Origin of the sequence: Maribacter corallii, from assembly GCF_047345415.1 — a bacterium.
In the GTDB taxonomy this organism is placed as follows: Bacteria; Bacteroidota; Bacteroidia; order Flavobacteriales; family Flavobacteriaceae; genus Maribacter_C.
Genome location: NZ_JBLFEP010000002.1, coordinates 392,520 through 416,832 on the forward strand (window position 1 = coordinate 392,520; position 24,313 = coordinate 416,832).

17 protein-coding genes are annotated in these 24,313 nt (G+C 45.0%); 3 read left to right on the top strand and 14 right to left on the bottom strand.

What is annotated here, in order from left to right; all coding sequences use genetic code 11:
* Window positions 1-42 precede the first annotated feature (42 nt).
* Window positions 43-1,386, top strand: coding sequence for a dGTP triphosphohydrolase (dgt, locus tag ACKWCA_RS06990; RefSeq protein ID WP_413977454.1), 1,344 nt, complete (start codon window positions 43-45; stop codon window positions 1,384-1,386).
* A 67-nt stretch (window positions 1,387-1,453) separates the two neighbouring features.
* Here the strand turns inward: dgt and ACKWCA_RS06995 are convergent, their stop codons facing one another.
* Window positions 1,454-2,557, bottom strand: a complete 1,104-nt coding sequence (locus ACKWCA_RS06995; RefSeq protein WP_413977455.1) for a DUF3078 domain-containing protein — start codon at window positions 2,555-2,557, stop codon at window positions 1,454-1,456.
* A complete protein-coding gene (locus tag ACKWCA_RS07000) occupies window positions 2,547-4,319 on the bottom strand; it encodes a 1-deoxy-D-xylulose-5-phosphate synthase (RefSeq protein WP_413977456.1) in 1,773 nt (590 codons plus the stop codon). Before ACKWCA_RS07000 ends, ACKWCA_RS06995 begins: the two co-directional genes overlap by 11 nt.
* Before the next feature lie 75 nt (window positions 4,320-4,394).
* Here ACKWCA_RS07000 and ACKWCA_RS07005 point away from each other — a divergent pair, with 75 nt between their 5' ends.
* Window positions 4,395-4,844, top strand: a complete 450-nt coding sequence (locus tag ACKWCA_RS07005; protein WP_413977457.1) for a nucleoside deaminase — start codon at window positions 4,395-4,397, stop codon at window positions 4,842-4,844.
* Here the strand turns inward: ACKWCA_RS07005 and ACKWCA_RS07010 are convergent.
* From ACKWCA_RS07010 to ACKWCA_RS07050, 9 genes are all read right to left on the bottom strand, one after another.
* Entirely contained in the window at window positions 4,841-5,092 is a 252-nt protein-coding gene (locus ACKWCA_RS07010) for a hypothetical protein (protein ID WP_413977458.1), read from the bottom strand. The genes ACKWCA_RS07005 and ACKWCA_RS07010 overlap by 4 nt on opposite strands.
* A 50-nt stretch (window positions 5,093-5,142) precedes the next feature.
* A complete protein-coding gene (locus ACKWCA_RS07015) occupies window positions 5,143-6,927 on the bottom strand; it encodes a chloride channel protein (RefSeq protein ID WP_413977459.1) in 1,785 nt (594 codons plus the stop codon).
* A 208-nt stretch (window positions 6,928-7,135) separates the two neighbouring features.
* Complete coding sequence (gene aspS / locus ACKWCA_RS07020) at window positions 7,136-8,890, bottom strand: aspartate--tRNA ligase (RefSeq protein WP_413977460.1); 1,755 nt, start codon at window positions 8,888-8,890, stop codon at window positions 7,136-7,138.
* A 93-nt stretch (window positions 8,891-8,983) separates the two neighbouring features.
* Complete coding sequence (locus ACKWCA_RS07025; RefSeq protein ID WP_413977461.1) at window positions 8,984-12,544, bottom strand: efflux RND transporter permease subunit; 3,561 nt, start codon at window positions 12,542-12,544, stop codon at window positions 8,984-8,986.
* Window positions 12,537-13,718 (bottom strand): efflux RND transporter periplasmic adaptor subunit, encoded by a 1,182-nt coding sequence (locus tag ACKWCA_RS07030; protein WP_413977462.1) that lies wholly within the window; start codon window positions 13,716-13,718, stop codon window positions 12,537-12,539. Before ACKWCA_RS07030 ends, ACKWCA_RS07025 begins: the two co-directional genes overlap by 8 nt.
* Window positions 13,719-13,749: 31 nt before the next feature.
* Window positions 13,750-15,099 (bottom strand): TolC family protein, encoded by a 1,350-nt coding sequence (locus tag ACKWCA_RS07035; RefSeq protein WP_413977463.1) that lies wholly within the window; start codon window positions 15,097-15,099, stop codon window positions 13,750-13,752.
* Window position 15,100: 1 nt separating this feature from the next.
* Complete coding sequence (locus ACKWCA_RS07040; RefSeq protein WP_413977464.1) at window positions 15,101-15,706, bottom strand: TetR/AcrR family transcriptional regulator; 606 nt, start codon at window positions 15,704-15,706, stop codon at window positions 15,101-15,103.
* 89 nt (window positions 15,707-15,795) lie between these two features.
* A complete protein-coding gene (locus ACKWCA_RS07045; protein WP_413977465.1) occupies window positions 15,796-16,203 on the bottom strand; it encodes a hypothetical protein in 408 nt (135 codons plus the stop codon).
* A 10-nt stretch (window positions 16,204-16,213) separates the two neighbouring features.
* Entirely contained in the window at window positions 16,214-16,753 is a 540-nt protein-coding gene (locus tag ACKWCA_RS07050) for an RNA polymerase sigma factor (RefSeq protein ID WP_413977466.1), read from the bottom strand.
* Between the two features lie 157 nt (window positions 16,754-16,910).
* On the opposite strand from ACKWCA_RS07050, the gene ACKWCA_RS07055 reads away from it, so the two are divergent.
* Window positions 16,911-17,885: a polyprenyl synthetase family protein gene (locus ACKWCA_RS07055; protein WP_413977467.1), complete on the top strand. Its 975-nt coding sequence runs from the start codon at window positions 16,911-16,913 to the stop codon at window positions 17,883-17,885.
* A 3-nt stretch (window positions 17,886-17,888) separates the two neighbouring features.
* Here the strand turns inward: ACKWCA_RS07055 and ACKWCA_RS07060 are convergent, their stop codons facing one another.
* The 3 genes from ACKWCA_RS07060 to ACKWCA_RS07070 are packed head-to-tail and all read right to left on the bottom strand — an operon-like array spanning window position 17,889 to window position 24,255.
* On the bottom strand, window positions 17,889-19,577 hold the full coding sequence (locus tag ACKWCA_RS07060) for a CRTAC1 family protein (protein ID WP_413977468.1): 1,689 nt from the start codon (window positions 19,575-19,577) through the stop codon (window positions 17,889-17,891).
* Entirely contained in the window at window positions 19,574-20,914 is a 1,341-nt protein-coding gene (locus ACKWCA_RS07065; RefSeq protein ID WP_413977469.1) for a vanadium-dependent haloperoxidase, read from the bottom strand. Before ACKWCA_RS07065 ends, ACKWCA_RS07060 begins: the two co-directional genes overlap by 4 nt.
* A complete protein-coding gene (locus tag ACKWCA_RS07070) occupies window positions 20,911-24,255 on the bottom strand; it encodes a VCBS repeat-containing protein (RefSeq protein ID WP_413977470.1) in 3,345 nt (1,114 codons plus the stop codon). Before ACKWCA_RS07070 ends, ACKWCA_RS07065 begins: the two co-directional genes overlap by 4 nt.
* Window positions 24,256-24,313 lie beyond the last annotated feature (58 nt).

Below are 24,313 nucleotides of genomic sequence, written 5' to 3' on the forward strand. Positions count from 1 at the left end.
GCTTTGAAAAATCAGTATCTTGCGCGTTATTAATCCACGAACATGAACTGGGAACAACTTCTCTCCTTAAAGCGCTTTGGCGATACCCATAAAAGACTCCGAAAAGAACAAGATGAAACCCGATTGGGGTTTGAAGTCGATTATGATCGGATTATTTTTTCGTCGGCGTTTCGCAGCTTGCAAGACAAGACCCAGGTGATTCCCTTGTCAAAGACCGATTTTGTACATACCCGCTTGACCCATAGTTTGGAGGTGTCGGTAGTGGGCCGAAGTCTGGGCCGAATTGCCGGGAAAAAATTGCTGGAAAAGCACCCCCATTTACAGGAAGTGCACGGGTATCGCTTTAATGACTTCGGGGCGATTGTAGCTGCAGCGGCCTTGGCGCACGATATCGGCAACCCTCCTTTTGGTCATAGTGGTGAAAAGGCCATTGGAGAGTATTTTGCCACAGGGAACGGTCAACAGTACCAATCGCTTCTTACCGAAAAAGAGTGGCAAGATATCATCGATTTCGAGGGCAATGCCAATGGGTTCAAATTGCTGACCGAATCACGTGAAGGAGTGGAAGGTGGATTGCGATTGAGCTATGCGACCTTAGGGGCATTTATGAAATACCCCAAAGAATCACTGCCCAAAAAACCAACAAAGCACATCGCCGATAAAAAATTCGGTTTTTTTCAGTCAGACAAGGATAGTTTTATCGGTGTAGCTGAAGAATTGGGTCTTATCCAGACCAGAACGGGGGCGGATAGCAGCTTTTCAAGACACCCCTTGACTTATCTGGTCGAGGCGGCCGATGATATTTGTTATACCATTATCGATTTTGAAGATGGCATCAACCTCGGATTAATTTCGGAAGACTATGCCCTCGAATACCTGATTAAATTGGTCAAGGACTCCATCAATACCAAAAAGTATAATTCGCTGCGGTTTCAACAAGATCGCTTGAGCTACCTGCGCGCGCTAGCCATCAATACGCTGATTACCGATGCCATCTCTGTATTTGTTGCACATGAAGAGGCTATTTTAGACGGAACGTTCAACGTCTCCCTTTTGGATAAAAGCAAGTACACCGCTCAAATTTCGGATATTATCTCGTTGAGTGTAGACCAAATTTATCAATCGCAAGAGGTCATCGAAAAGGAAATCGCAGGCTACAAAATCATTTCCGATATTCTGGATGTCTATATTACTGCCCTGATCCGAATCAAAAATGGGGAAGGGTCCAATTATGATGCGCTGATGTTGTATACACTTCCCGAGTTTTATCAAAATACAACGGGTTCTGTCTACCAAATTCTATTGAATACTTGCTGCTATGTCGCTAGTCTATCCGATAGTGCGGCCGTTCACATGCACAACAAGATCATGGGAAAACAACTTTGATCCCAGGAATCGTTTTGTGCGTTGCTTTATGAGATTGGTCTGGGGATCTTAAAGCATAAAGTCGTCTCTAAAAATCATAGGCAATGCCCACTCCTAAAAGTTGCTTGAATTGTATGCGTGGTTCTCCGGGATCGGTAACAACGCCGTTTTCATTTTTTTGTTCATCAAAGAGGATATCATCATCGTAAATGATATGAGTGCCGATGGAAGCGTTGATGTATTTGTTGACTTTTAGGTCAAAATTCAGCTCCCAATCCACATCGACGTTTCCGAAACTGGATAGGTAATCGGTGTATAAGCTTAGGCGGTGTCGCATGTTCGTATTTTTGGCCACCTCGGTTTCCCAATTGTTCGTAATCAAAAAACCGAATTCCAAAAAGATATTTTCGCCCTCTTGAATGATAGTACCATCCGTATCTAAAACGGCTTTTTGAACCCCGAAAGCGCCCTTATCGGCCAGATCTTGGTCCAGTACAAAAGTAGATTTCTGGGTAATGGGAGAAATATATAGGTTGAATTTCTGGTTTTTCGAAATATACGAGGCCCCTGCTCCCAAAAACGAATATCCTGGTGCCATAAAGCGCGAAATGGGTGTCGTGCGATCCGGATATTTGAATCCGTTGGAGAATTGGGTATTGAAACTGGCCTTAGCGGAATAGTACCAGTTGCTGATGGTGTCACGGCGATAACCAAAGGTAGAGGTCAAACGAATGGCATCATCGGTCTTTCGTATTTTTCGTCCTTCCTGGGCGTTGATACCATAGCGAAACTGTAGTTCATTATCCCATTGAATATATCTGAATTTGTAATTCCGGGCGAAGCGAGCGGTTCCAAGGGCCGACACCGCATTGTTACCCCCCGCATTCCAATTGACAAAGGCGACTTCGCTTAGATTGATTCCTATCTTGTTGATACGTTCCCAAAACGAGGGTATCCTGAATTTTTTCAGGTTCTGGGTCAGTGGCTTGGTCTGTTTGAACGAGATAAACGGACTCGTCAAATTGACGCCCCGTCTAATGTTTTTGACCTTGAACTGTTCTTTTCGAATGACCACGGTATCGATGACCGTGGTATCGACCGCTTGGCCGGGTGGTATAGTGTCTTGTGCATTCATCCATTGTAGCGGGATGAGTAGAAATAAAAGGAGTTTTAGAAAAACGTTATACTGCATTGATAAGGGTACTTAAGTTTTCTTTTAAAGACGAGGTACTTATTTTGGCTAGATCATAGAGTTCTTCAGGAGTGCCGTGTTCGATGAAGGTATCGGCGATGCCCATTATTTTGATTATCGGGCGATGGTCGGTTTTGTTCGCATATTCCAGAATGGCACTTCCAAATCCGCCTGCTTCACAGCCATCTTCCAACGTAAGAATAGCAGGGTAGGTTTCAAAGATTCGGTCAAGCATCTTCGTGTCCAAAGGCTTGACGAAACGCATATCGTAATGACCGATTTCCGCAGGGTTGTCCCATTCCTCTAATACGTCTGTCGCTCGATTGCCAATATGTCCTAGAGACAACACAGCGACTTTCGAGCCTTTTCGCAATTCCCTACCACTGCCGATAGCGATTTGCTCAAACGGGGTTTTCCATTCCTGAAGTACGCCATACCCACGGGGATACCGAATGGCAATGGGGTGTTCAAGGCCCAACTGCGCTGTATACATGATATTTCGCAACTCGCTTTCGTTTAGGGGAGCAAAGATGATGATGTTGGGAATACATCGTAAATAGGCAATATCGTACACTCCGTGATGCGTTGCCCCATCTTGCCCGACGAGTCCGGCACGATCCAAACAAAAGACCACCGGAAGGTTTTGTAGGGCCACATCATGAATGACCTGATCATAGGCGCGTTGTAAAAAGGTGGAATAGATGGTACAAAAGGGAATCAATTCGGCCGTGGCCATTCCCGCCGCCATAGTAACGGCATGTTGCTCGGCGATACCGACATCAAAGGCCCGATCCGGAATTTCCTCCATCATAAATTTCAACGAACTCCCTGTTGGCATTGCTGGAGTAATGCCTACGATTTTGTCGTTTTCTTTGGCCAACTCTACTAAAGTATGACCAAAGACATCTTGATATTTAGGCGGTTGTTTTGCGCTGGATTTCGCATAGATTTCCCCGGTTTTTTTATCAAATTTACCAGGAGCGTGATAGGTGACTTGATTCTCTTCCGCTTGTCGCAATCCCTTTCCCTTAGTAGTACTTATGTGCAGTAATCGAGGTCCCGAAACGGATTTCAGTCGTTCAAGTTCTACTATTAGGGTGTCGAGATCGTGCCCGTCAATGGGCCCGGAATAGTTCAGGTTCAGGCATTCGAAAATATTTTCTTCCTTAGCGGTTCCTTTTTTGACGTTGGTCAGGTATTTTTTTAACGCACCCACGCTTGGGTCGATGCCTATTGCATTGTCATTGAGCACAATCAACACATTGGTATCGGTCACGCCCAAGTGGTTTAGTCCCTCGAAGGCCATACCGCTGGCGATGGAGGCATCACCGATGACCGCAATATGTTGTTTGTGGTGTTCTTCTTTGAGTTTAGCGGCAATAGCCATACCCAGAATGGCTGAAATGGAGGTAGAACTATGTCCCGTTCCAAAGGCGTCATAAGCACTTTCGCTCATTTTGGGAAAACCGCTGATTCCGCCTAGTCTTCGGTTGGATCCGAAAATATCTTTGCGCCCGGTCAAAATCTTGTGCCCGTAGGCTTGATGGCCCACATCCCATATCAATTGGTCGTTCGGGGTATCAAAAACGTAGTGTAAAGCAATGGTTAGTTCGACAACGCCCAAACTGGCTCCGAGATGTCCTTCTTTGGTCGCAACGATGTCAATAATGAATTCGCGTAGTTCTTGGGCAAGTTGCGGCAACTCACTTTTTTTAAGCCGGCGAAGGTCGCTGGGAGCATCGATGTGTTCTAATAAAGCCATTGCAAGCGACAAATGTAAGGTAAATTCGTTTTTTGAGCGCCTTGCCAGTACTGTTAAAGTCGTATTTTTGATGTGATGGTTTTACCCTACGATGATACTTATTTTATGAAAAAGGCCCTGCAGGAAGCGGAGGCGGCCTTTGAAAAAGGGGAGGTGCCCATAGGGGCGATTGTGGTTGTGGAAAATCGAATTATCGCCCGAAGCCATAATCTGACCGAACAATTGAACGATGTGACCGCCCATGCCGAAATGCAGGCAATTACAGCCGCTGCCAATTTTCTAGGGGGTAAATACCTGAAAGGCTGTACCTTATATGTTACTTTGGAGCCTTGTCAAATGTGCGCGGGCGCGTTGTACTGGAGCCAAATATCGAAAATTGTATATGCGACGGAAGACCCGCAACGAGGTTGTGGAGCGATGGGTACCAAACTACATCCGAAGACAGTCGTGGTAGGCGGAGTGTTGGAACAGGAGGCTTCCGATCTCCTCAAACGCTTTTTTATCCAAAAGCGTAATCTCAATTAAGAATCTTTCGGTTTTCTAGGTTCTTTACCTTGCATTTTGCGAACACTTTCATCGGTGAGCATATAATCCTTGAATTTTTTGCCCTTGCTTTCGGTCAGTAGAAACAGTGGCATGGCAAGCAGAAACAAGCCCAAAGTGCCCGATCCAATACATTTATGGGCCAACGCTTCTTGGGAATCATCAAGGTTAAATCCATAGATAATCAAACCGGCCGAGGCAATAACGATAAGTATGATGAGGTAACGCATGGTATAAAAAAGAGCAATTCAAACTAAGTGTGCCCTGGGGCAACATCTTTCTACTGTGTAAAATTAATCAATTCGCGCCGATAGGCGGTCAATAGTTTCGATTTGGACACAAAGCCCAAATACTTTCCATCTTTTACTACCGGAAGATTCCACGCGTTGCTATCTTGAAATTTTTTCATTACCGTTCGCATATTGTCTTTTTCGTAAAAAATAATCTCCGGTGGATTGTTCATAAAGGTCGATACGATAGTGGTTCTGTAAAGATTGGTTTCAAACATGAATTCACGAATATCGTCTAAGAGAACGATACCGACCAAGACCTCATTTTCATCCACTACCGGAAATAGGTTTCGGGTGGAATGGGCCACGGCCTCGTGTAGCATATCGCCTAAGAACATATCGGGACGTACGGTCTTGAAGTTCTGCTCAACGACATCATCCAGTTGCATAACGGTCAATACGTTTTCGTCTTTATCGTGGGTGAGTAAGGCACCTTGGGCAGCTAATTCGCGGGTATAGATGTTATGATTGATGGCATTTTTGGTAATCAGGTATGAGATGGCCGAAGTAATCATTAAAGGCACAAATAGCTCGTAACCTCCAGTAATCTCGGCAATTAAGAAAATAGCGGTCAAGGGCGCATGGAGCACTCCGGCGATCAATCCGGCCATTCCGATCAATGTGAAATTACTTTCGGAAACAGCAAAACCTACCCCGAGGTTATTCACGACCTTGGCTACCACATTGCCTAAGGCGCTTCCCATAACCATGGTGGGAATGAATATCCCTCCGGCACCACCGGCAGCAAAGGTCGTGGTCATGGCGACGGCCTTAAAAATGGTCAAACCGAATAGTAGTGCGATGACCACCCAAATGTTCGACGTATACGCATCAAAAGGGGTAGTGCCTATAGCTTGCAAGTGCTTGCCGTCAAGTAGATTGTTGATGAAACCAAACCCTTCACCGTACAGGGGTGGAATGAAATAGAGCATAATCCCAATAGCGAGTCCGCCTACCAATAACCGGTATTTCGGACTCTTCAGGGGTTCGAAAAGTTTTAAGATGGCGAAATACATCTTGGTGAAATAGATAGAGGCAATAGCAGTACCCACCCCCAATAAAATATAGAATAGGGTGTCTTTCACCTGAAAACTATCCGTAAGCGAAAAATCAAATAGCACTTCATTCCCCAAGAAAAAGTAGGAGGTAAGTACTCCGGAAATTGAGGCAAGTAATAGCGGCATGACCGATAACATGGTGAAATCGATACTAAACACTTCCACGGCGAAAATAATGGCTGCGATAGGCGATTGAAAAATAGAAGCCACCGCCCCGGCGGAGGCACACGCAATGAGTAGTGAACGAGTTTTGGAGTTCAGATGTAGGGCCGTGGCCAAATTCGAACTTATAGCGGAACCTGAAGCGACAGCCGGACCTAGTAACCCAACAGAACCACCAAAACCAACGGTCAAAGGAGCGGTAATTAAGGGAGTATAGATTTTTTTTAGGGGTATGATTCCTTTCTTCTTCGAAAGGGAAAATAGAATGGAGGATACAGCGTGCTCAAGTTTCTCTTTGTGCACGAATTTGACATATAAAAAAACCAGGGTAAGTCCGATAATCGGTAGTATGAAATAGAGTTGATTACTTGAAAATACAATACCGCTCTCTAAGGAAGACTCAATAAAAAACGTCAGGTTTTTTAATACTACGGATGCCAGACCGGCCAAAAGACCTACGGCCACAGCCAGAATATGGGTGAAGGTCTTGTTGGAGATATGCTTATACCGCCATTTTAGAAAACGCGTGAACAGTTTTTGGAAAGGGTTGGCCATATGCGCTTTTGCTTCTCTAAAAATACAAAATTCAGACGGGTAAGCAGGATTGCGTCTGGTACGACTGATAGTCCCTTAGTTAATAATACCCGGATTTGACAGAATATGGAGTATATAAATCCCTTCTTTCCCTGAAACATGGCGTTGAAGTCGGTAGTTACTCTCACTACATCAACCATTGGTTCGTTCTAGACACCCCGAACCCCGGTCACTTAGCAACATCAAGCTTTAAAGACAACTCCTTCAATTGTTCTGAATCAACGAACGCCGGAGCATCGATCATCACATCGCGACCACTATTGTTTTTCGGGAAGGCAATAAAATCACGAATGGTTTCTTGTCCTCCGAGAATGGCCACAAGACGATCTAGACCGAAGGCGATTCCTCCGTGTGGGGGAGCACCATATTGAAAGGCATCCATTAAAAAGCCAAATTGCGCTTTGGCTTCTTCGGGAGTGAAACCAAGGTGTTTGAACATGATGCTTTGTGTTTCCTTATCATGGATACGGATCGACCCACCACCAATTTCGTTGCCGTTGAGTACCAGGTCATAGGCATTGGCCCGCACGGCCCCTGGGTCTGAATCCAGGAGTTCGAGTTGTCCAGGTTTTGGTGAGGTAAAGGGGTGGTGCATGGCGTGGTAATGACCGGTTTCCTCGTCAAGTTCCAAAAGTGGAAAATCGACGATCCACAAGGGCGCGAATTCGTCCGGGTTTCTCAATCCGAGGCGTTCCGCCAATTCCATACGCAAGGCGCTCAGCTGTGCCCTTACTTTATTTGTTTCACCCGATAGTACGCAGATGAGATCTCCGGCCTTAGCTCCGGTAGCTTCTGCCCATTTGGCCAAATCTTCTTGATCGTAAAATTTGTCCACGGATGATTTGTAGCTTCCATCTTCATTGCATCTACAATACACCATTCCCAAGGCACCAACTTGAGGTCGTTTAACCCAGTCGGTCAGTTTGTCGATTTCTTTTCGAGTGTACATATTGCCTCCCGGAACGGCAATACCGACTACCAATTCGGCCGTATTGAAAACATTGAATTCCTTATGCTGCGCTACGGTGTTCAGCTCACCGAATTCCATTCCGAAACGAATATCCGGTTTATCATTCCCATAACGTTTCATCGCTTCATCATAGGTCATTCTTGGGAAGGAGTCGATGGTAACACCCTTGATTTCTTGAAGTAAATGCTTGGTCAGGTCTTCAAAAGCATCAAGAATATCTTCCTGATCTACGAAGGCCATTTCACAATCGATCTGCGTGAATTCCGGTTGCCTATCCGCTCGTAAATCCTCATCCCTAAAACATTTTACGATTTGAAAGTACTTATCCAGACCACCGACCATAAGCAATTGCTTAAAGGTTTGTGGTGATTGGGGGAGGGCGTAAAATTGTCCTGGGTTCATACGGCTGGGCACGACAAAATCACGTGCTCCTTCCGGAGTGGATTTTATCAGATATGGGGTCTCCACTTCAACGAAACCTTGATTCGAAAGATGCTTGCGGACTTCCATGGCGACTTTACTTCGAAAAATCAAGCTGTCTTTTACGGGGTTTCTTCGAATATCGAGATAGCGGTATTTCATACGAATATCCTCTCCGCCATCCGTCTCGTTCTCAATGGTGAAAGGTGGGGTCTTTGATTCGTTCAAAATAGTGACTTCTTCCACTAAAACCTCAATGGTGCCGGTGGGCAGATTCGGATTCTTCGAAGCACGTTCGATGACCTCTCCCATGGCCTGAACGACAAATTCACGGCCTAGGCCTCTCGCTTGTTCCAGTAATTCCGTGGAGGTGCGATCTTCATCGAAAACCAGTTGTGTGATACCGTAGCGGTCACGTAAATCGACCCAGGCCACAAAACCTTTATCCCTTGTTTTATGAACCCAGCCCGAAAGGGTTACTTTTTGGCCGATATGGGATTCTCGTAATTCGCCGCAGGTATGACTCCGATACATTTCATTTTATTTTAAGCTGCAAATTTAAGAAGTATTCGGGAGTAAGTGGTAGGAAAAAAAGAATCCGCTTGATAAAGCGGATTCTTTCGTCTTTTAATCTGAAGTGCCAGTCTTGGGAAGCACATCGAATTCTTCATTTTCGATCAACGGCTCCGTCTCGGGATTTGTTTCCGGTTTCTGCCAACTTCGCACCTTTGTTTTGATACGGTACGTAATATTGAACAATACCGGTACGATGATGAGGGTCAAAAAAGTCGCCACGATCAATCCGAAGATGACGGTCCATGCAAGTGGACCCCAGAAAACGACATTATCACCGCCAAAATAAATTTTTGGATCAAAACTCGCAAAGAGCGAAAAGAAATCGATGTTCAGACCGATCGCCAATGGAATCAGCCCTAGAACCGTGGTTATGGCCGTCAATATTACCGGGCGTAACCTTGCCTTACCGGCTTTTGTAATTTCTACGGTGACGTCTTCCATAGTCAGTAGATCTTTGTCGTCAAGGTCTAACTTCACCTTTTTACGATCGATTAGAATTTGGGTATAGTCCAATAGCACAACACCGTTATTCACTACGATTCCGGCCAGCGAAATAATACCCATCATGGTCATCATAATTACGAATGACCAGCCTGTTATCATTAGGCCACCGAAGACCCCTATGAAACTCAAGAAAATGGCGATCATAATGATGAGGGGTTTTGAAATGCCACCAAATTGGAAAATCAAAATAAGCATGATCAGGGCAAGACCTCCAAAAAAGGCACCGACCAAGAAATTCATTTGCTTGTTCTGTTCTTCGATTTCCCCAGTATAATCCACCTTGATATTGCTCGGAATACCGGTATAGTTTTCCATCTCTTTCCGTACTTGGTCTACCACCTGCGCTGGGTTTCCTCCTGCAGTGAGCCCTGAGTATACGGTGACCACTCGGTTGCCATCCCTATGCTTTATGGAACTGAAACCTGATGAATTCCTTTGAGAGGCGACGGCCGATACCGGAATTTCCTTGATCTGACCTGACGCTTGGTCCCTGAAGATGATATTCTGATTAAAGAGGGCATTTTTATCAAAGCGTATGTCTTCTTTAAAACGGACATTGATATCGTAATCTTCACCGTCTTGCTTGAAAACACCGGCTTTTTCACCAAATAACGAGCGACGAAGTTGATTGCCGACTTGGCCTACGGCGACACCGAGTTCCCCAGCTTTTTGCCGATCGACCACGACCTGCATGGAAGGCTTGCTCTTATTGACATTGATTTTCAGTTCTTCGATAAACGGAATGTTCTTGCTATTCAGGTATACGCGAATATCTTCGGCAGTGCTGATCAACTCATCGTAATCTTTGCCCTGTAACTCAATATTTACGGGGTATCCTGCTGGTGGACCTTCATTGAGCTTTTCTACGGAAATCGACACGCCCGGGTAAATGCCCACTAGATCCTCTTGGATGGCCCCGCGCAATTCTTCCGTATCAAGACCGTTGCGGTACTTGAACTCGCGCATTGAGATAGTCACCTTGCCACGATGGGGCATTTCAGAGTTGGATCCTCCATCGGTTTGTGGATTTCCTGCCCCTTCACCTACTTGGGAAACGGCCGATTCTACCAAGTAATTATAGTCGCCGTCCCGCTTGTATTTTTCGCGTGCAACCACATTGTAGACCCGTTCTTCAATGGCCTTGGTAATGGTATTGGTCTTTTCAATGGATGTCCCTTCCGGGTATTCAATATAGACGTATACTTCGTTTGGACTATTTTCTGGGAAAAACTCGATTTTCGTCCTTCCGGAACCTATCGACATCCCAAAAAGCATAAAGGTTACGACCAATAGCAGTACGGTCAATCCAAAATACCAGTATACGTTACCTCCACGTAAGGCATGTTTGATCCGCCGCTCGTACCAGTTTTCAAAACGTGGCATGACTTTGTTCTGAAAAGCGTTCGCCCATCCCTTAATGCCGTATTTATAGGCCCAGAACATAAGTGCCGTAAAGATCATGACGGTACCCAGTCCTCTAATAGGTCCTCCAACGAGCAAAATAAGAAGTCCGATACCCCCTAAGATGGCGGATGTACGAATGAGACCTTTGAGGCTGATTTCCTTGTCACCGATTTCCATGTATTGCGAAACCAGCATTGAATTCATAAACAAGGCAACGAACAATGATGAGCCCAGTACCACGGACAGCGTAACGGGAAAATAGATCATGAACTGACCGAAGAGTCCCGGCCAAAGTCCTAAGGGTACGAAAGCGGCCACGGTCGTTACGGTCGAGATAATTATCGGATAGGCGATTTCACCAATTCCTTTTTTCGCGGCCTCGATACGCGGCATGCCCTCACTCATCAAGCGATAGACGTTCTCTACCACCACGATACCGTTATCCACCAACATACCTAGCCCCATAATCATACCGAAAAGTACCATGGTATTCAGTGTGAAGCTGAGACCATCGACGACTACGCCAAGCGTGTTGAGTACGAAGAAGGAGATAAACATTGACATTGGAATAGCAAACCCCACAAAAAGGGCATTGCGGAAACCTAGGAAGAACATCAATACCGTGACCACTAGAATGATACCGAAAATGATACTGTTCACGAGGTCATCTACCTGGTTTAGCGTTCTGTCAGACGAATCATTGGCAATCGAAATATTCAAATCGGCGGGATAGTATTCTGCTTGTGCCTTCTTCACCAGTTCGCGTATTTGTCTGGTAGCGGCAATGGTATTGGTACCCGAACGTTTCTTAATGTCGAGCATGACTACACTTTCCCCGAATTCGCGGGCATACGTAGTTTTGTCCTCTTCGTCAAAAGTTACCGTAGCGATATCCTTGAGGTAAACCGCTCCGTCTTCTGATTTGACTACAAATTCATTGAGCTCTTGGGGATTTTGAATTTCACCAAGAACACGAATGGTCCGTCGTTGCTCGGCCGTTTTTATATTTCCCGCGGACATGGTCATATTGCCATTTCCGATGGCCGAGATGACATCTTGAAAACTCACCTTGGCCGCCATCATCTTATAGACGTCTACGGCAACTTCAACTTCCCTTTCCTGTGCCCCTCGAATATCGACCTCCTTGACCTGGGGAAGATTCTCGATTTCGTCCTCCAGATACTCCGCATACTCCTTTAATCTTTCGACCGGATAATCTCCCGTGAAATTCACGTTCATGATGGGGAACGATTCCGCAAGGTTCAAATCGAAAATATTCGGTTCTACCTTCGCTCCATTAAAGGTAGGCCAGTCTTCACTTGCTTTTTCGCTATCGACCTCGTCCTTTACCTTTTGCTTGGCCTGTTCGACGGTGATATCCTCATCGAATTCCACGGTAATGATCGAATAGTCTTCTTGTGAAGTAGAACTCGTCTCAACAACGTTGCTCACATTTTTCAACCGATCTTCCAAAGGATCCGTGATCAACCGTTCGATATCCTCGGCGGTATTACCGGGATAAGGAGTACTTACATAGACCTTTGTCTCCACAATTTCAGGATAATCTTCCCGTGGCATCGCCTGGTACGCCTGGTACCCTACCCATAAAAGGATGGCGATCATGACAAATATCACCGAGGGGTTGTCGATAGCCCACGACGACAGCCCAAATTCCTTATTTACGTTTTTCTTTTGCTTACTCATCGGTACTGCTATTTAAAATCTGAATGTTTTGACCCTCCTTAACCGTTCTGGCTCCTTCTTTGATCAAAAGGTCGCCCTCTGTAATTCCGGAGAGCACTTCGACCATGCTTCCTTGGGTTTTTCCGGTTTGAATGATTCGCCTTTTTGCCACCGCCTTATCACCATTTGGTTCCACTGCCACATATACGTATTGGGCACCCTCTGCATTTTCAGAAATAATACCCTGAGGTACCAATATGGCCCCATCATTACTATAGTCATTTAAGCTCACTCGCGCCGAAAGGTTCGGCTTGATGTTGCCTTTTTTGTTCGGAACCGGTATTTCAACACTGAAAGCGCGATTGCTTGGATTGATAAAATTCCCGGTCTGCCTGATCTTCGAGGTGATGGTGTCCCCTAGAATCGGGAAGAATACTTTTGCTTCTTTTCCCTCCTCAATTCGCCCGAGATAGTTTTCGGGTACATCGACCTTGATGTACATGTCGGATAGGTTCACGATTCGAAATACTTCAGAACCAGGCCCTGGAGAGACCACTGTACCCTGATCTTTGATGACGTTATCGATGATACCGCTGAAAGGGGCCCTTATGGTCGATTTCCCTAGTTGGCTCTGTGCTTGTTGTACGGCATTTTCCGTCGCCTCATAATTCGATTTGGCCTGTAAGAACTGAATCTCCGAACCGATTTGTTGTTCCCAGAGTCTTTTCTGACGCTCATAGGTGGTTTTTGCCAATGCGGCTTGGGTTTTCAATTGGGAAACTTGACTGGCCATTCCTCCGTCATCTATGGTGGCTAAAAGTTGTCCCTTTCGAACACGTTGCCCTTCCTTGACCGTGACGCGTTGAAGTGTACCCGACATTTCAGGATAGATCAATACGTTTTGTTTTGTTTCAACATCTCCCTGAAGCTCTAGGAAATGATCGAACTTTTCCCCTTTCGCCATTAGTGTGGTCACCAATGGAAGTCGCTCCTCCCCTGATTTTTCGGCAATTACGGAATCCAATAGCTGTAGCTCTCTTTCCATTTCGCGTTGTTTCTCTGAAATCTCGGTTTTTTTTGCACGCAGTGTTTCTAAATCACCTTGCGCTATCAAATCACTTACCGATGACTCCGCACCTCCACCACAAGAGGCTAGAACGACTGCTAGGGTAAACACGTAGATAAGTTTTTTCATAATTAAAAGTATTTTGGATTGATGTTCGTTTTTACGATTTAGTGTTGATAATGGTTTCCAGTTCGGTTTTCTTATTGATTACCTCGACCATGCTTTGTAAATAATTTTGTTGCGCATCATAGAGCTGTGTTTGCGCTTGTCGCAATTCAAAACTACTGGCCAGACCTTCATTGTATTTGATTTCGTTTTTATTCTCTATTCGCTCGGCAAGGTTGAGGTTTTCCTTTGCGGTTTCATATTGCTCGATCGCCAAAATATAATTGCTTTTAGAGCTTTCAAGTTGCAAACGAATTTGCTCCTCGGCCTCGGTCAATTGCGTTTTTGCCTTTTCCAAAGCGATTTTTGCCCTAGCCGTTCCAGCACTTCGTTTTCCTGAACTAAAAATAGGAATGTTCAGGTCGAAGCCCAAAACGGACGATTCGAACCATGGTTGACCATTGTCCAAGAAGTCGAAACCATCGCCAAAGGAATTTGCGCCATAGTTGACAAATGCATTCAACGTAGGCAATGCTCGGCTTTTCGCCAACTTCCATTCGTAGTACCGCTGCTCGTTCAAATTCGTGGCCAGTTTGAAATCCACATTGTTTTCAATATTGAATTCGGATTCCAAAAGGGCAGGGTCTATTTGCTTTTGTGTCAAAACATCCAGGTCCTCTTCTAATTTTGTCGGTGCATCGATGGCGATACCCATAACCAGATTCAACATTTGCAGTGTGATATTCTCTAAACGAACGGCATTTTTTAACTGATTGTCAACCGACGACAGGGTAATCTGAAGTTGTTCTACGCTCTCTTCATCACCTAAGCCGTTCTCATAGATCTTGGTAGTTTCAAAAAGGTTTTTTTCAAGGTTGGCCTTGTTTTTTTCAAAGATGGAAACACTCTCTTGGGCCAGTAGTACATTGCCATAGGCCTCGGTAACCGCTTTTTGAACTTCCAGATCGGTTTTCTCCCGGTTGTTCTGGCTATAGCTCAAGAAGGCTTTTGTAGCTTGTACACCAACAATATAAGACCCATCAAAGATCTGCTGTCTCAGTGTGGCCGTAGCCGTTGCTTGCTGTGGTTGCCCAAAGACGACGGTTTGAAAGTCCCCGGGTTCGCCTCCGAAAAATTCTGCCGGAATTTGGGCCACAGGTTGAATCAATTGGTTCTGATATCCAATGGCGCCGGTAACTTGGGGCAGTCCGGTTGCAATCGTCTCCCACTTCTGTTTTTTTGCATCTATCAAGTCACGATCCGCATTGATGGAACTGTAATTGTTCTTCAAGGCAAACTCGATGGCTTCCTGCAATGTGAAACTATAGGTATCGGTTACTTCTTCTTGTGCTGTTACAACGCTTAGGGTCACTAAAGCAATAAAGGTTAAAAAGTGGTTGCGCATGCTATTCTTGATTTGAATTGATGATCGTATTTAAAATTTTTCTTCCTTTTGGCGTCACTATACCTCTTAGATGGTATTCCAAGTAATCGTCCATCAAGGCGGATATGGGAAATTGTTCCAAAGGAAAAAGCTGTTGGTCCTTTATGCTATGAATCCCTGAAAAATATATCCGTGATACGAACTCGACGTTTAAATTCTCGCGATAAATGCCCAGTTCGATACCTTTTTCGATATTCCGGATGACACATTCTTGCATTACCTCAAAATGCTTGTTCCGAAGAGCATTATGCACCTTGGGGTAATACTTCTGTAATTGATATTGGGGTGATGATTTTTCGTTTTTCAAGTTGATCATGATGAACTTCTTGATTTCATAAAGTTCTTCAATGGGATTCTTTTGTAGGTCACAAATGTGGTCGATGCCATTTGATATAATATCGAACACGTACATCGAGCTGTCTTCTACCAACTGCGTCTTGTTCTCATAGTGCGCATAGATGGTCTTTTTTGAAATGCCCATTTGGTTGGCAATATCATCCATGGTAACACTCTTGAAACCGTAGTTCAAGAACATATCCGTCGCCTTTTCAAGAATCTTTTCTTTCATAATCGGGCGACAAATATAGTTCAGGAAACTTTAAAAACATTTAAAGTTTCCAAAGTTTTACATTTATTTAACATACGTTGTGATACATATCATTGTTCGTTGTTCTGTTGGCGTTCTACATAGTCTTCAAAGGCTTTCTCACCCTCTTCCTTCCAAAAGTCATCGTAGAATTCCCATTTTGAAAAATCATTTTGACATGAATCTTTTTTCCACTCCTTGAACGAGCGACGCGATTTTTTTGAAGGTTTTTTGTGGCCTTTGCCTTCAAAATTGCCGAACAATAACTTGGCCATGACCAGAATACCGACAGCTTTCCAATAGCCCAGACTCGGGAGTCCGAATACGTCCGGCATCAACCAATTCCACAATAGCATAAATCCATATCCGAATAGCAAAATGAAGATCGCCGCGGCAATGACCATAAAAATTACCTTGAAGAACCCCTTAAAGAAGGTTTCCACTTTGGTTTTGACTTGATGTTCTACATATTTTTCCATATCGTTTTTTTTAGTTCGTAAATTCTTTTTTTGTCTTTAATTCTTTATACAAAATCGCGATGGCACGATGACGCCGCGACATTAAGGTACCTGCGGGAATTCCGGTTTCTACCGAAAGTTCCTTATAGGTGAATCCTTCAAAATCAATAGCCCTAATGATGTTCTTGTAGTCGGGCTTCAAGTTCCTAAGAGCCTGCTTTAATGCTTTTTTGGTCGATTCAGAATAGCTGTTGTCGGAAGGACCGTATAGGAGTTCGGTAAATTCCATTAGCCGGTTTTCGATCTCGCCTTCAGCACTGATTTCCCTTTTTTTGGAGCGCATCAAGTCGATGACCTTATTGCGGATGGAGTTGTAGACAAATCCGGCAATATTATCGATAGGTGAAAGGTTATCAGGTCTTGATAATATTTTAAGGGCAACATCTTGAATAATATCCTCCGCATCGCGATCTGCAGTATCGTCTATGCGCGATTGCGTATATACCTTCAAGGACTGATACTCCTTTTTGAAAAAGGCTTTGAGGTTATTGTGATTTTGGTTGTCGGACATTTTTCAAGGTCACTTTGGACGTATCTTCACCTATAGAGACGAAGTTTTTCAAAGCTATTGCATTTTCGCTACGCTTTTTTTGATTTTGTAGTTGTGCCATGCGATAGAGGTGTGTTCATTTCGTAATTTGGATGTATTTTTGAAGAAAATCAGCTGCATGCATGCCATCGAGTATTACCGAAATGAATTCATTTCATATCTAGAATCGAAAACAACCACCAAAGAGCCCTTTAATCTCTACGAACCGATAACCTATATCCTGAATTTAGGGGGTAAACGGCTGCGTCCTGTGCTGGTGCTGATGGCAACGGAGGTTTTCGGTACCGATTACCGCAAGGCCATGGATGCCGCTCTTGCCATAGAGGTATTTCATAATTTTTCATTGGTCCATGATGATATCATGGACGATGCGCCATTACGTCGGGGAAGGGAGACTGTGCATGAGAGGTGGGATGTGAATACAGGTATTTTATCGGGAGATGCGATGTTGATTACGGCCTATCAGTTATTCGAGAATTATGCGGGCCCAACATTCCGCGATTTGGCGCAGCTTTTCAGTAAAACGGCCATAGCCGTGTGCGAAGGCCAACAGTATGATGTGGATTTTGAAACCCGGGACGATGTTACGGTCGAGGAGTATCTCAAAATGATTGAATATAAGACCGCGGTCTTAGTAGGTGCCGCTTTGAAAATGGGCGCTATCGTCGCGGATGCTTCACCACAAGAGCGTGTTGGTATTTATGACTTTGGAAGAAATCTTGGGATTGCCTTTCAACTACAAGATGACTATTTGGATGCATTCGGAAACCCCAAAACTTTTGGGAAGCAAGTGGGCGGTGACATTATAGAGAACAAGAAGACCTACCTCTATTTAAAAGGGGTAGCGCTAGGAAGCGAGCTTGAACGAAAGGCCATTCTTGACCTGTACTCCATTCAGCCCAAAAACCCGGAGGCCAAGGTCGCTTCTATAAAGGAAATCTTTTTATCGAGTGGAGCAGCGGAGCAAACCAAACTTGCCATTGCGAACTATACCGAAAGTGCTTTCAAAACCTTGAGCGAACTTGATATCAGCCCCGAGAAAAAGGCTCTTTTACATGAATTCGGCGCGAATTTAATGAAACGGAAAGACTAGAGGTCAGGAGGATTTCCGTTTCGATTTTCTTCTAAAAAAAACACCTCCTAAAAGTAGGGCCACGGCCAACGCCCCAATAGTAACTCCGAAAGGATAGTTTGTTGGTCTCTCCGATTCGGTAATAGTCAGCAGCGTATTGATCGGCTGGTCTGTCAAGAGTTGTAGGTGTCCCCCGGGCCATATCACCTTTAAAGAATCAATAGTGCTCGCTTGCCCGAGTCCGAAATGGGCAATAATGGAATTCTGCGAGAGATGACTCGACCCTCCACCATCGATTTCGCGTATCATTCGAATACCGTTTGCAACGACTTCAACTCGAGCTCCAATTCCGTTTTTATCCGAATCAATACCATTTAAGGCCACCTTTGACCAGTTTCCGCTTACGGCATCATTGCGCAACAAGCGGGTGTGGGATGCGGTCGGATAGTTCTGTACCGCTTTTTGATTGACGACCACAATATCTAGGTCACCGTCATTTTCCATATCGAAAACTGCCGATCCGCGTCCAATACCGTAATCATTTGTACCAGACTCCCTGCCCTTTTCAATAAATCTAAAATCCTCGTTTTCAAAGTAAAAATTCCCCATGGGAGTGCAATTGGGATTCAAATCGCCGTTTGCCACGTAAAGGTCCAAATCACCATCGTGATCGAAGTCGGCAAAGTTAGCGCCCCAGCTTATGGCAAAACTATAGGCGCCAAGTTCTTTGGCCTGATCGACAAACGATGCCCCGTCTCCTTGATTGACCATGAAGAGGTTGAATTTGATGTTGGTCACGTAGTAATCTAGCAGTCCGTCATTGTTGTAATCGCCTACCGCCGATCCCATGGCGTTCTCTTTCAGGTCCATCCCTGTTTGTTCGCTAACATCATCAAAACGGGCTCTCGGATATTGATTTTTATAAAGAAAATTGGGCACGGCCTTGTAACCGAAATCCTGATTGACGAGAAGGTCTTGGTTCCCGTCATTATCAAAGTCGGTGAATACGGCCCCGAACCCGAAACCCTCATGGTTTATGCCATAGTCTTCGGATACGTTTTCGAATTTTTTGCCCTCTCGGTTTAGTAGAAGATACGGCTTCGCGGTCTGGTTGGCGCTCACAATAGTGGCATCTTTTAGCACGCCTAGGGTGCCTTCGAAGTTTTGGAAATAATTCCCCACAAAGAGATCAGGAAACCCGTCGGCATTGAAGTCCCCAAAACTGCCTCCCGTACTAAATGAATTGAAGTCATCCAATCCGAATTTAGTAGTGACATCTTCAAAGGTGCTATTGCCTTTGTTCAGAAAGAGTAGATTTTTTGCTCTTGGAATAACATTGGTGCCATCAGTGGTACTGATTGTGGTGATAAACAGATCTCTAAATCCATCACGGTTCACATCGGCACTCACTGCCCCTTGTGTGACAAAACCTTGGCTTGATTCGAGTCCTGAGCGGTCATAAATATCCGTGAAGGTACCGTCGCCATTGTTGAGGTAGAGCACATCCGTTGCGGTGCCACTGGTAATAAAAAGATCTTCGTAACCGTCATTGTTTAGGTCAAATACGGTCACTCCTCCTCCAAAAGTGCCTTCATAAACTTCAAAACGATGGTCGATACCCGCTGATTCGGTAATATCGGTAAACGACTTTTGCCCGCGCACGGTGAAGGTCACGTAAAGAAAAAACAGCGTGATCAAGACCGTTCGTTTCATTGGTTTGCTTTCCATTGAAGGTTCAATACGTTCTGGGCTACTTTTTTCCCTTTTTCCAATCCCACTTCATTATCATGGGGAATATGAATACCTCCATAAAATCTGGAATCAGCCGTTTCTTGGGCAGCTTCCCAGAAGGAGTTGAATTCCCTGTTGACAAAATCGGTATCGCGGACTTCGTCACGTTCGCGCCCTTCATGTGCTCGGTCGATAAAATGAAAAGGTGTTCCAAAGGTATCTTCTAGCACCACGGCAGCCGTCGCTGCTTGAATCGCGTGACCCGACGGGAAGGCTGGAAAAGGTGGGTCGGGCCAGAATGACTCCCATTCTTGATCGATGTATTTCGGTACAAAGGTATTGGCCCGTTCGGTAAAGAAATGATACTTCCATTCCCAACATTTGATAAAGGCATCGGCTACTGCAATACCGACTTTGGCATAGGTCTCGACGCAGGTTATCATGGGGGGATTTTTTTGCGCAATGGCCAAGGAGGTGATATAGTAGGAGTGACCCGGAGGGGTGAACGTTACATCGGGGTCGTCTCCCCACCATATCGCTGCCTCTTTTTCCTCTTGGGTCAGTATCAGATCTTTTTGGTACACTTGATTGAATTGCTCGTAATAAGGAGAGCCTGGCAAGGTATCGTATGGGATCATTTCCGGTAGTGGAAGGTCCCTATTGCCCTGTACAAAAGTTCTGTTTTCGCCCCAGTGAGGGTGCAGCGGGTGGTGGCTGAACGATTGGGCGAACAAAGGGGGTTTCCAAGACCCCGGCCGCTCGGGATGTTGCATTTCCTTATCGAAATTTCGGAGATACCCTCGATGTCCACCATCGGTTTTTGACCATTCAAAAATGGCATCGGCTACCGCTCGACCAAAGGCCACTGAACGTTCGGCGATGGAAATATCTTCAAGCTTTTCCGAAAAACTTTGATAGATTGCCGTTTCAAGGGAATCCACTTTTTTCTTGTTCTCGTCCGAGGTCTGTACGTAGATCGTGTGTATAATGGAGGCTTGGGCGGCATTGAGGCAAAGTACCCAATCATAGGTCGCTTCCTTATCCGGTTGCGGAAGTTGTTCAAGTCCGTTCAACTGACCGAGCATGGAATTATGGCCGGGATATCCGTGGACGATGGCCTCATAACCGGTCAAGCCAATATAAGCAAAACCTCGCGAGGCGAAAGTGGGGGAGTTCGCGGGGGTGTATTGGGTGATATGGGTCGCCATTTTGGCCCATTCAAGGGCTACCTCTTGTTCGGAATAGTCATGTTGCTCGGAACAGCCAAAACCAAGGCAAGCAAGTAAACATAAAACGGCATATGGGTGTATTGTTTTCATTTTTCCTTCTGCATTGAAATCCTGAAGGTTTTCAGTGGTTTTCCATAAATTGCTAAAAACAAGATGTCGTCGATCCAGTGTGCGCTACGCACATTACCCCTGATATCAAGGCCCGAGGTCTTTTGGTCAAGATACTTAAATTTTCCTTTTCCATCCCCCAGTAAGAGCGTGCCGTAATTCGCGTCGAATTTTCCGAGGCGCAATTTAAAATAGTCATTGTTGCCCAATAGAAGCAAGTCTAGGTTTCCATCTTGATCGATGTCGGAAACTGAAATGGCATATACCGGGGCATACTGGGCTTGTTTGGGGAGTTCGGCCGTTTTGTATGTGCCATCATCCTGGCTTAGCCATAAGGTAGTTTCCATGTGGTCGGCTTTTAATTTTTGAGAATCTTTCAATTCCTCGTCGCCAAAGATATCGGCCAAGGTCGCATCGGCATAACTACTATAGCTGGTGTATTTTGAACGCTTGCTTGCCAGTTGTCCTAAGAGCTCATCGCGTGTGAGGTAGGGGTAGCTTTTACCTTGGATATAATAACTGAAAATAGGGTCTATTGAACCATTTTGATCAAAATCTTTGTAATCAAGTGTCGCTGGTTCACCCGAACTGACCTTAAATTGGGTGTTGGTGCCCATATTACCTGCGATGATATCGGGTCTTCCATCACCATTCAGGTCTGCCGTTGCCAGGGTATTCCACCAGCCGAATAATGGACGTTCAAAATAGTAGTCTGTTTTGTCCGTCAAAATGCTATCCGAATTGATAAAAATGGAAACCGGGGTCCACTCCCCGGCGATAAGCAGATCTTTACGCTGATTACCATCAAAATCCATCCATTGGGCATCCGTTACCATGCCAAAATCAAGTAATTCGGGGGCTATGGTAGGCGTTACGTCCTTAAAATTTCCTTTTCCGTCGTTAAGTAGGATATAACTTTTAGGGGTTGCGGGATAGCTACCAGGAATGACCCGCCCACCCACAAAAATATCGATATGGCCATCATTGTCAACGTCGTTTTCAGCAATGGCACCTGTACTTTGCCTTAAGTCGGGCAAAGACCCGGCAGACTTCACGAAACCTCCTTTTCCATCACCAAGATATAATCGGTCCTTTAGGCGAATGTCATCTGCAGTGAAGTCATGATAACCCCCACTAGCGATATAAAGGTCTTGATTTCCGTCACCGTCGGCATCAAAAATCCGAAGGTCCGTGTCATGACGCTCCTTATCTTCTTCAAAATCCGGGACGCCTGATGTAAGGAAGCGCTGGTTTTCGCCCTGAAGGAATAGTTGTGCTGATTGCCCTTGTGTGCCCCCGATTACGATATCCTCCAAACCGTCTTTATTGACATCCCCCTTGGCCATTGCGGGACCTGAATGTGAAGGTTGTGCGATAAGAAGCGACTGTCTCTTAAAATCATTGACCGAAGCTGCCTTATTTACGAAAGAAATGGGGCTTGATATTGCGGTTAGAAGTGAGACCGATTTCTCTTTTTTAGGAAGTGTATTTTCTGCATTGGTTTCTTCCAAAACCAAGATTTGATTCGAGGGGATTTCTTTTATCACTTGCCGGAGACCTGAATTCCACCGGATTAAAAGCGAATCGATCTGCTTCGTATCCCCTAAGCCAAAGTGCAAAAACGAAGAGACCGTAGAAAGATAGCCCCGCGCGGGAGACTGTTCTAGGTGTTGTTGTTTGTCCTTATAAAAAATCGAGACTTTCGTACCAATCCCATTCGTATTTCCGTTATTACCCTGGAGTTTTACGGCAAGGTAGTTACGGCCCTTTTTTTGCGTTTCATTTCTATAGACAAAGGCGGATGTATTGATGTTATTGACTACGATATCCAAGTCTCCATCATTGTCTAGATCGGCATAGGCGGCTCCGCTACTGTTGGCAGGTTGGTCCATTCCAAAAGCATCCGTGACATTCGTGAAATCGATGCCATTAGTATTCGAGAATATATAGTTGGTCAGATTAGACGAAGGCATTTGTTCTATGATATTGAGAACATCGGTACGCTGTAACCGTCCTTTCGATTGCACATAATTCTCCATGTAGTTGATGAAATCGAGATTGGTATAATCACGGAAATAACCATTGGTTACGAATAGGTCTTTGTCGCCGTCATTGTCATAATCCGCGAATAGCGGTGCCCAGCTCCAATCGGTATTGGAGATGCCACTCAATTGCCCCACCTCGCTAAAAGTGCCATTGCCATTGTTTAGTTGTAGCATGTTCCGCATGTACTGATAATGGAACCCACTGCGAAGATTGAGGTCAAATTTCTCGTAATTATCAGGGGCCAGAAGTAGTTTTTGACGTTTGTTATCCTCGGGGAGCATATCTAGCGTAAAGATATCCGTAAGGCCGTCATTGTTGATGTCGGCAATATCGTTGCCCATTGAAAAATGACTGATATGGCCCAGTTGCTCCTTGAGACCGTTGGTAAAGGTGCCATCTTTGTTGTTGAGGTAGAGGTAATCGGGAATGGTGTAGTCGTTGGAGACATAAAAGTCTACCCAATCGTCGCCATTGATGTCGCCTATACCTATACCGAGACCATAGGTCAGGGCCGATCCGCTGATTCCTGATTTGACAGTGACGTCTTTAAAAACCCCTTTATCTTGTTCAAAAAGCCGAATTCCTTGCAATTGATCGTCTTTTTTCAAGAATTCGGCGGTGCTTGTTTCGTTTAAAACGGGTGCTGATTTCGGGTTATGGTTGAGTAAAATAAGGTCAAGATCGTCATCGCGATCATAGTCGAAAAAGTAGGCCTGATTGCTAAATGCAGGACTGTTCAGCCCGTAAGCGGCCGCTTGTTCCTTAAAGATAGGGACATTGTTCGCATCCACACCTTGATTGATAAACAGTTGGTTTTGTCTTTTTTGCGGGGGTAAGGCTCCCGAGTAGCATAAATACAGATCCAGTTTACCATCACCATTGACGTCAGCAGCTGTAATTCCCGTTTTCCAAGGACCTGGTCTACCTGAAACCTTGGCTTTTGCCGTGACATCTTCAAACGTCAAGTTGCCAGTGTTGAGATAGAATTTGTTTTCACCCATATTGGAGGTGAAATAGAGGTCGATAAGTCCATCGTCGTTAAAATCGCCCGCTGCAACACCGCCACCGTTATAGAGGTATTCATACATGAGTACGTTGGCGTTTAGACTTTCGGTGAGTTTGTTTTGAAAGTGGATATTGGTTTTTTCCGGAGGTAGTAACGAAAAGAGGGCGTCTGGTGTTTCGGTCTTTTCAGGCACGTTTTGGGTTGCGTTTTCTTTACAGCCGATACTCGCGAAAAGGAGTAAGATACCAATCAGTAAATACGGCTTCTGCATAGTCTTGTAAAAATAGAAAAATCTATCCCAAACGAGATAGATTTTTCCATGATCTCAA

What these genes read in the sequence shown, in the direction of transcription:
- ACKWCA_RS06995 (WP_413977455.1), bottom strand. Translation starts at nt 2,557, where the DNA reads ATGCAGTATAACGTTTTTCTAAAACTCCTTTTATTTCTACTCATCCCG.
- ACKWCA_RS07010 (WP_413977458.1), bottom strand. Translation starts at nt 5,092, where the DNA reads ATGCGTTACCTCATCATACTTATCGTTATTGCCTCGGCCGGTTTGATT.
- ACKWCA_RS07015 (WP_413977459.1), bottom strand. Translation starts at nt 6,927, where the DNA reads ATGGCCAACCCTTTCCAAAAACTGTTCACGCGTTTTCTAAAATGGCGG.
- ACKWCA_RS07070 (WP_413977470.1), bottom strand. Translation starts at nt 24,255, where the DNA reads ATGCAGAAGCCGTATTTACTGATTGGTATCTTACTCCTTTTCGCGAGT.
- ACKWCA_RS07005 (WP_413977457.1), top strand. Translation starts at nt 4,395, where the DNA reads ATGGTTTTACCCTACGATGATACTTATTTTATGAAAAAGGCCCTGCAG.
- ACKWCA_RS07045 (WP_413977465.1), bottom strand. Translation starts at nt 16,203, where the DNA reads ATGGAAAAATATGTAGAACATCAAGTCAAAACCAAAGTGGAAACCTTC.
- ACKWCA_RS07025 (WP_413977461.1), bottom strand. Translation starts at nt 12,544, where the DNA reads ATGAGTAAGCAAAAGAAAAACGTAAATAAGGAATTTGGGCTGTCGTCG.
- ACKWCA_RS07040 (WP_413977464.1), bottom strand. Translation starts at nt 15,706, where the DNA reads ATGAAAGAAAAGATTCTTGAAAAGGCGACGGATATGTTCTTGAACTAC.
- ACKWCA_RS07030 (WP_413977462.1), bottom strand. Translation starts at nt 13,718, where the DNA reads ATGAAAAAACTTATCTACGTGTTTACCCTAGCAGTCGTTCTAGCCTCT.
- ACKWCA_RS07055 (WP_413977467.1), top strand. Translation starts at nt 16,911, where the DNA reads ATGCATGCCATCGAGTATTACCGAAATGAATTCATTTCATATCTAGAA.
- ACKWCA_RS07065 (WP_413977469.1), bottom strand. Translation starts at nt 20,914, where the DNA reads ATGAAAACAATACACCCATATGCCGTTTTATGTTTACTTGCTTGCCTT.
- ACKWCA_RS07035 (WP_413977463.1), bottom strand. Translation starts at nt 15,099, where the DNA reads ATGCGCAACCACTTTTTAACCTTTATTGCTTTAGTGACCCTAAGCGTT.
- ACKWCA_RS07050 (WP_413977466.1), bottom strand. Translation starts at nt 16,753, where the DNA reads ATGTCCGACAACCAAAATCACAATAACCTCAAAGCCTTTTTCAAAAAG.
- dgt (WP_413977454.1), top strand. Translation starts at nt 43, where the DNA reads ATGAACTGGGAACAACTTCTCTCCTTAAAGCGCTTTGGCGATACCCAT.
- ACKWCA_RS07060 (WP_413977468.1), bottom strand. Translation starts at nt 19,577, where the DNA reads ATGAAACGAACGGTCTTGATCACGCTGTTTTTTCTTTACGTGACCTTC.
- ACKWCA_RS07000 (WP_413977456.1), bottom strand. Translation starts at nt 4,319, where the DNA reads ATGGCTTTATTAGAACACATCGATGCTCCCAGCGACCTTCGCCGGCTT.
- aspS (WP_413977460.1), bottom strand. Translation starts at nt 8,890, where the DNA reads ATGTATCGGAGTCATACCTGCGGCGAATTACGAGAATCCCATATCGGC.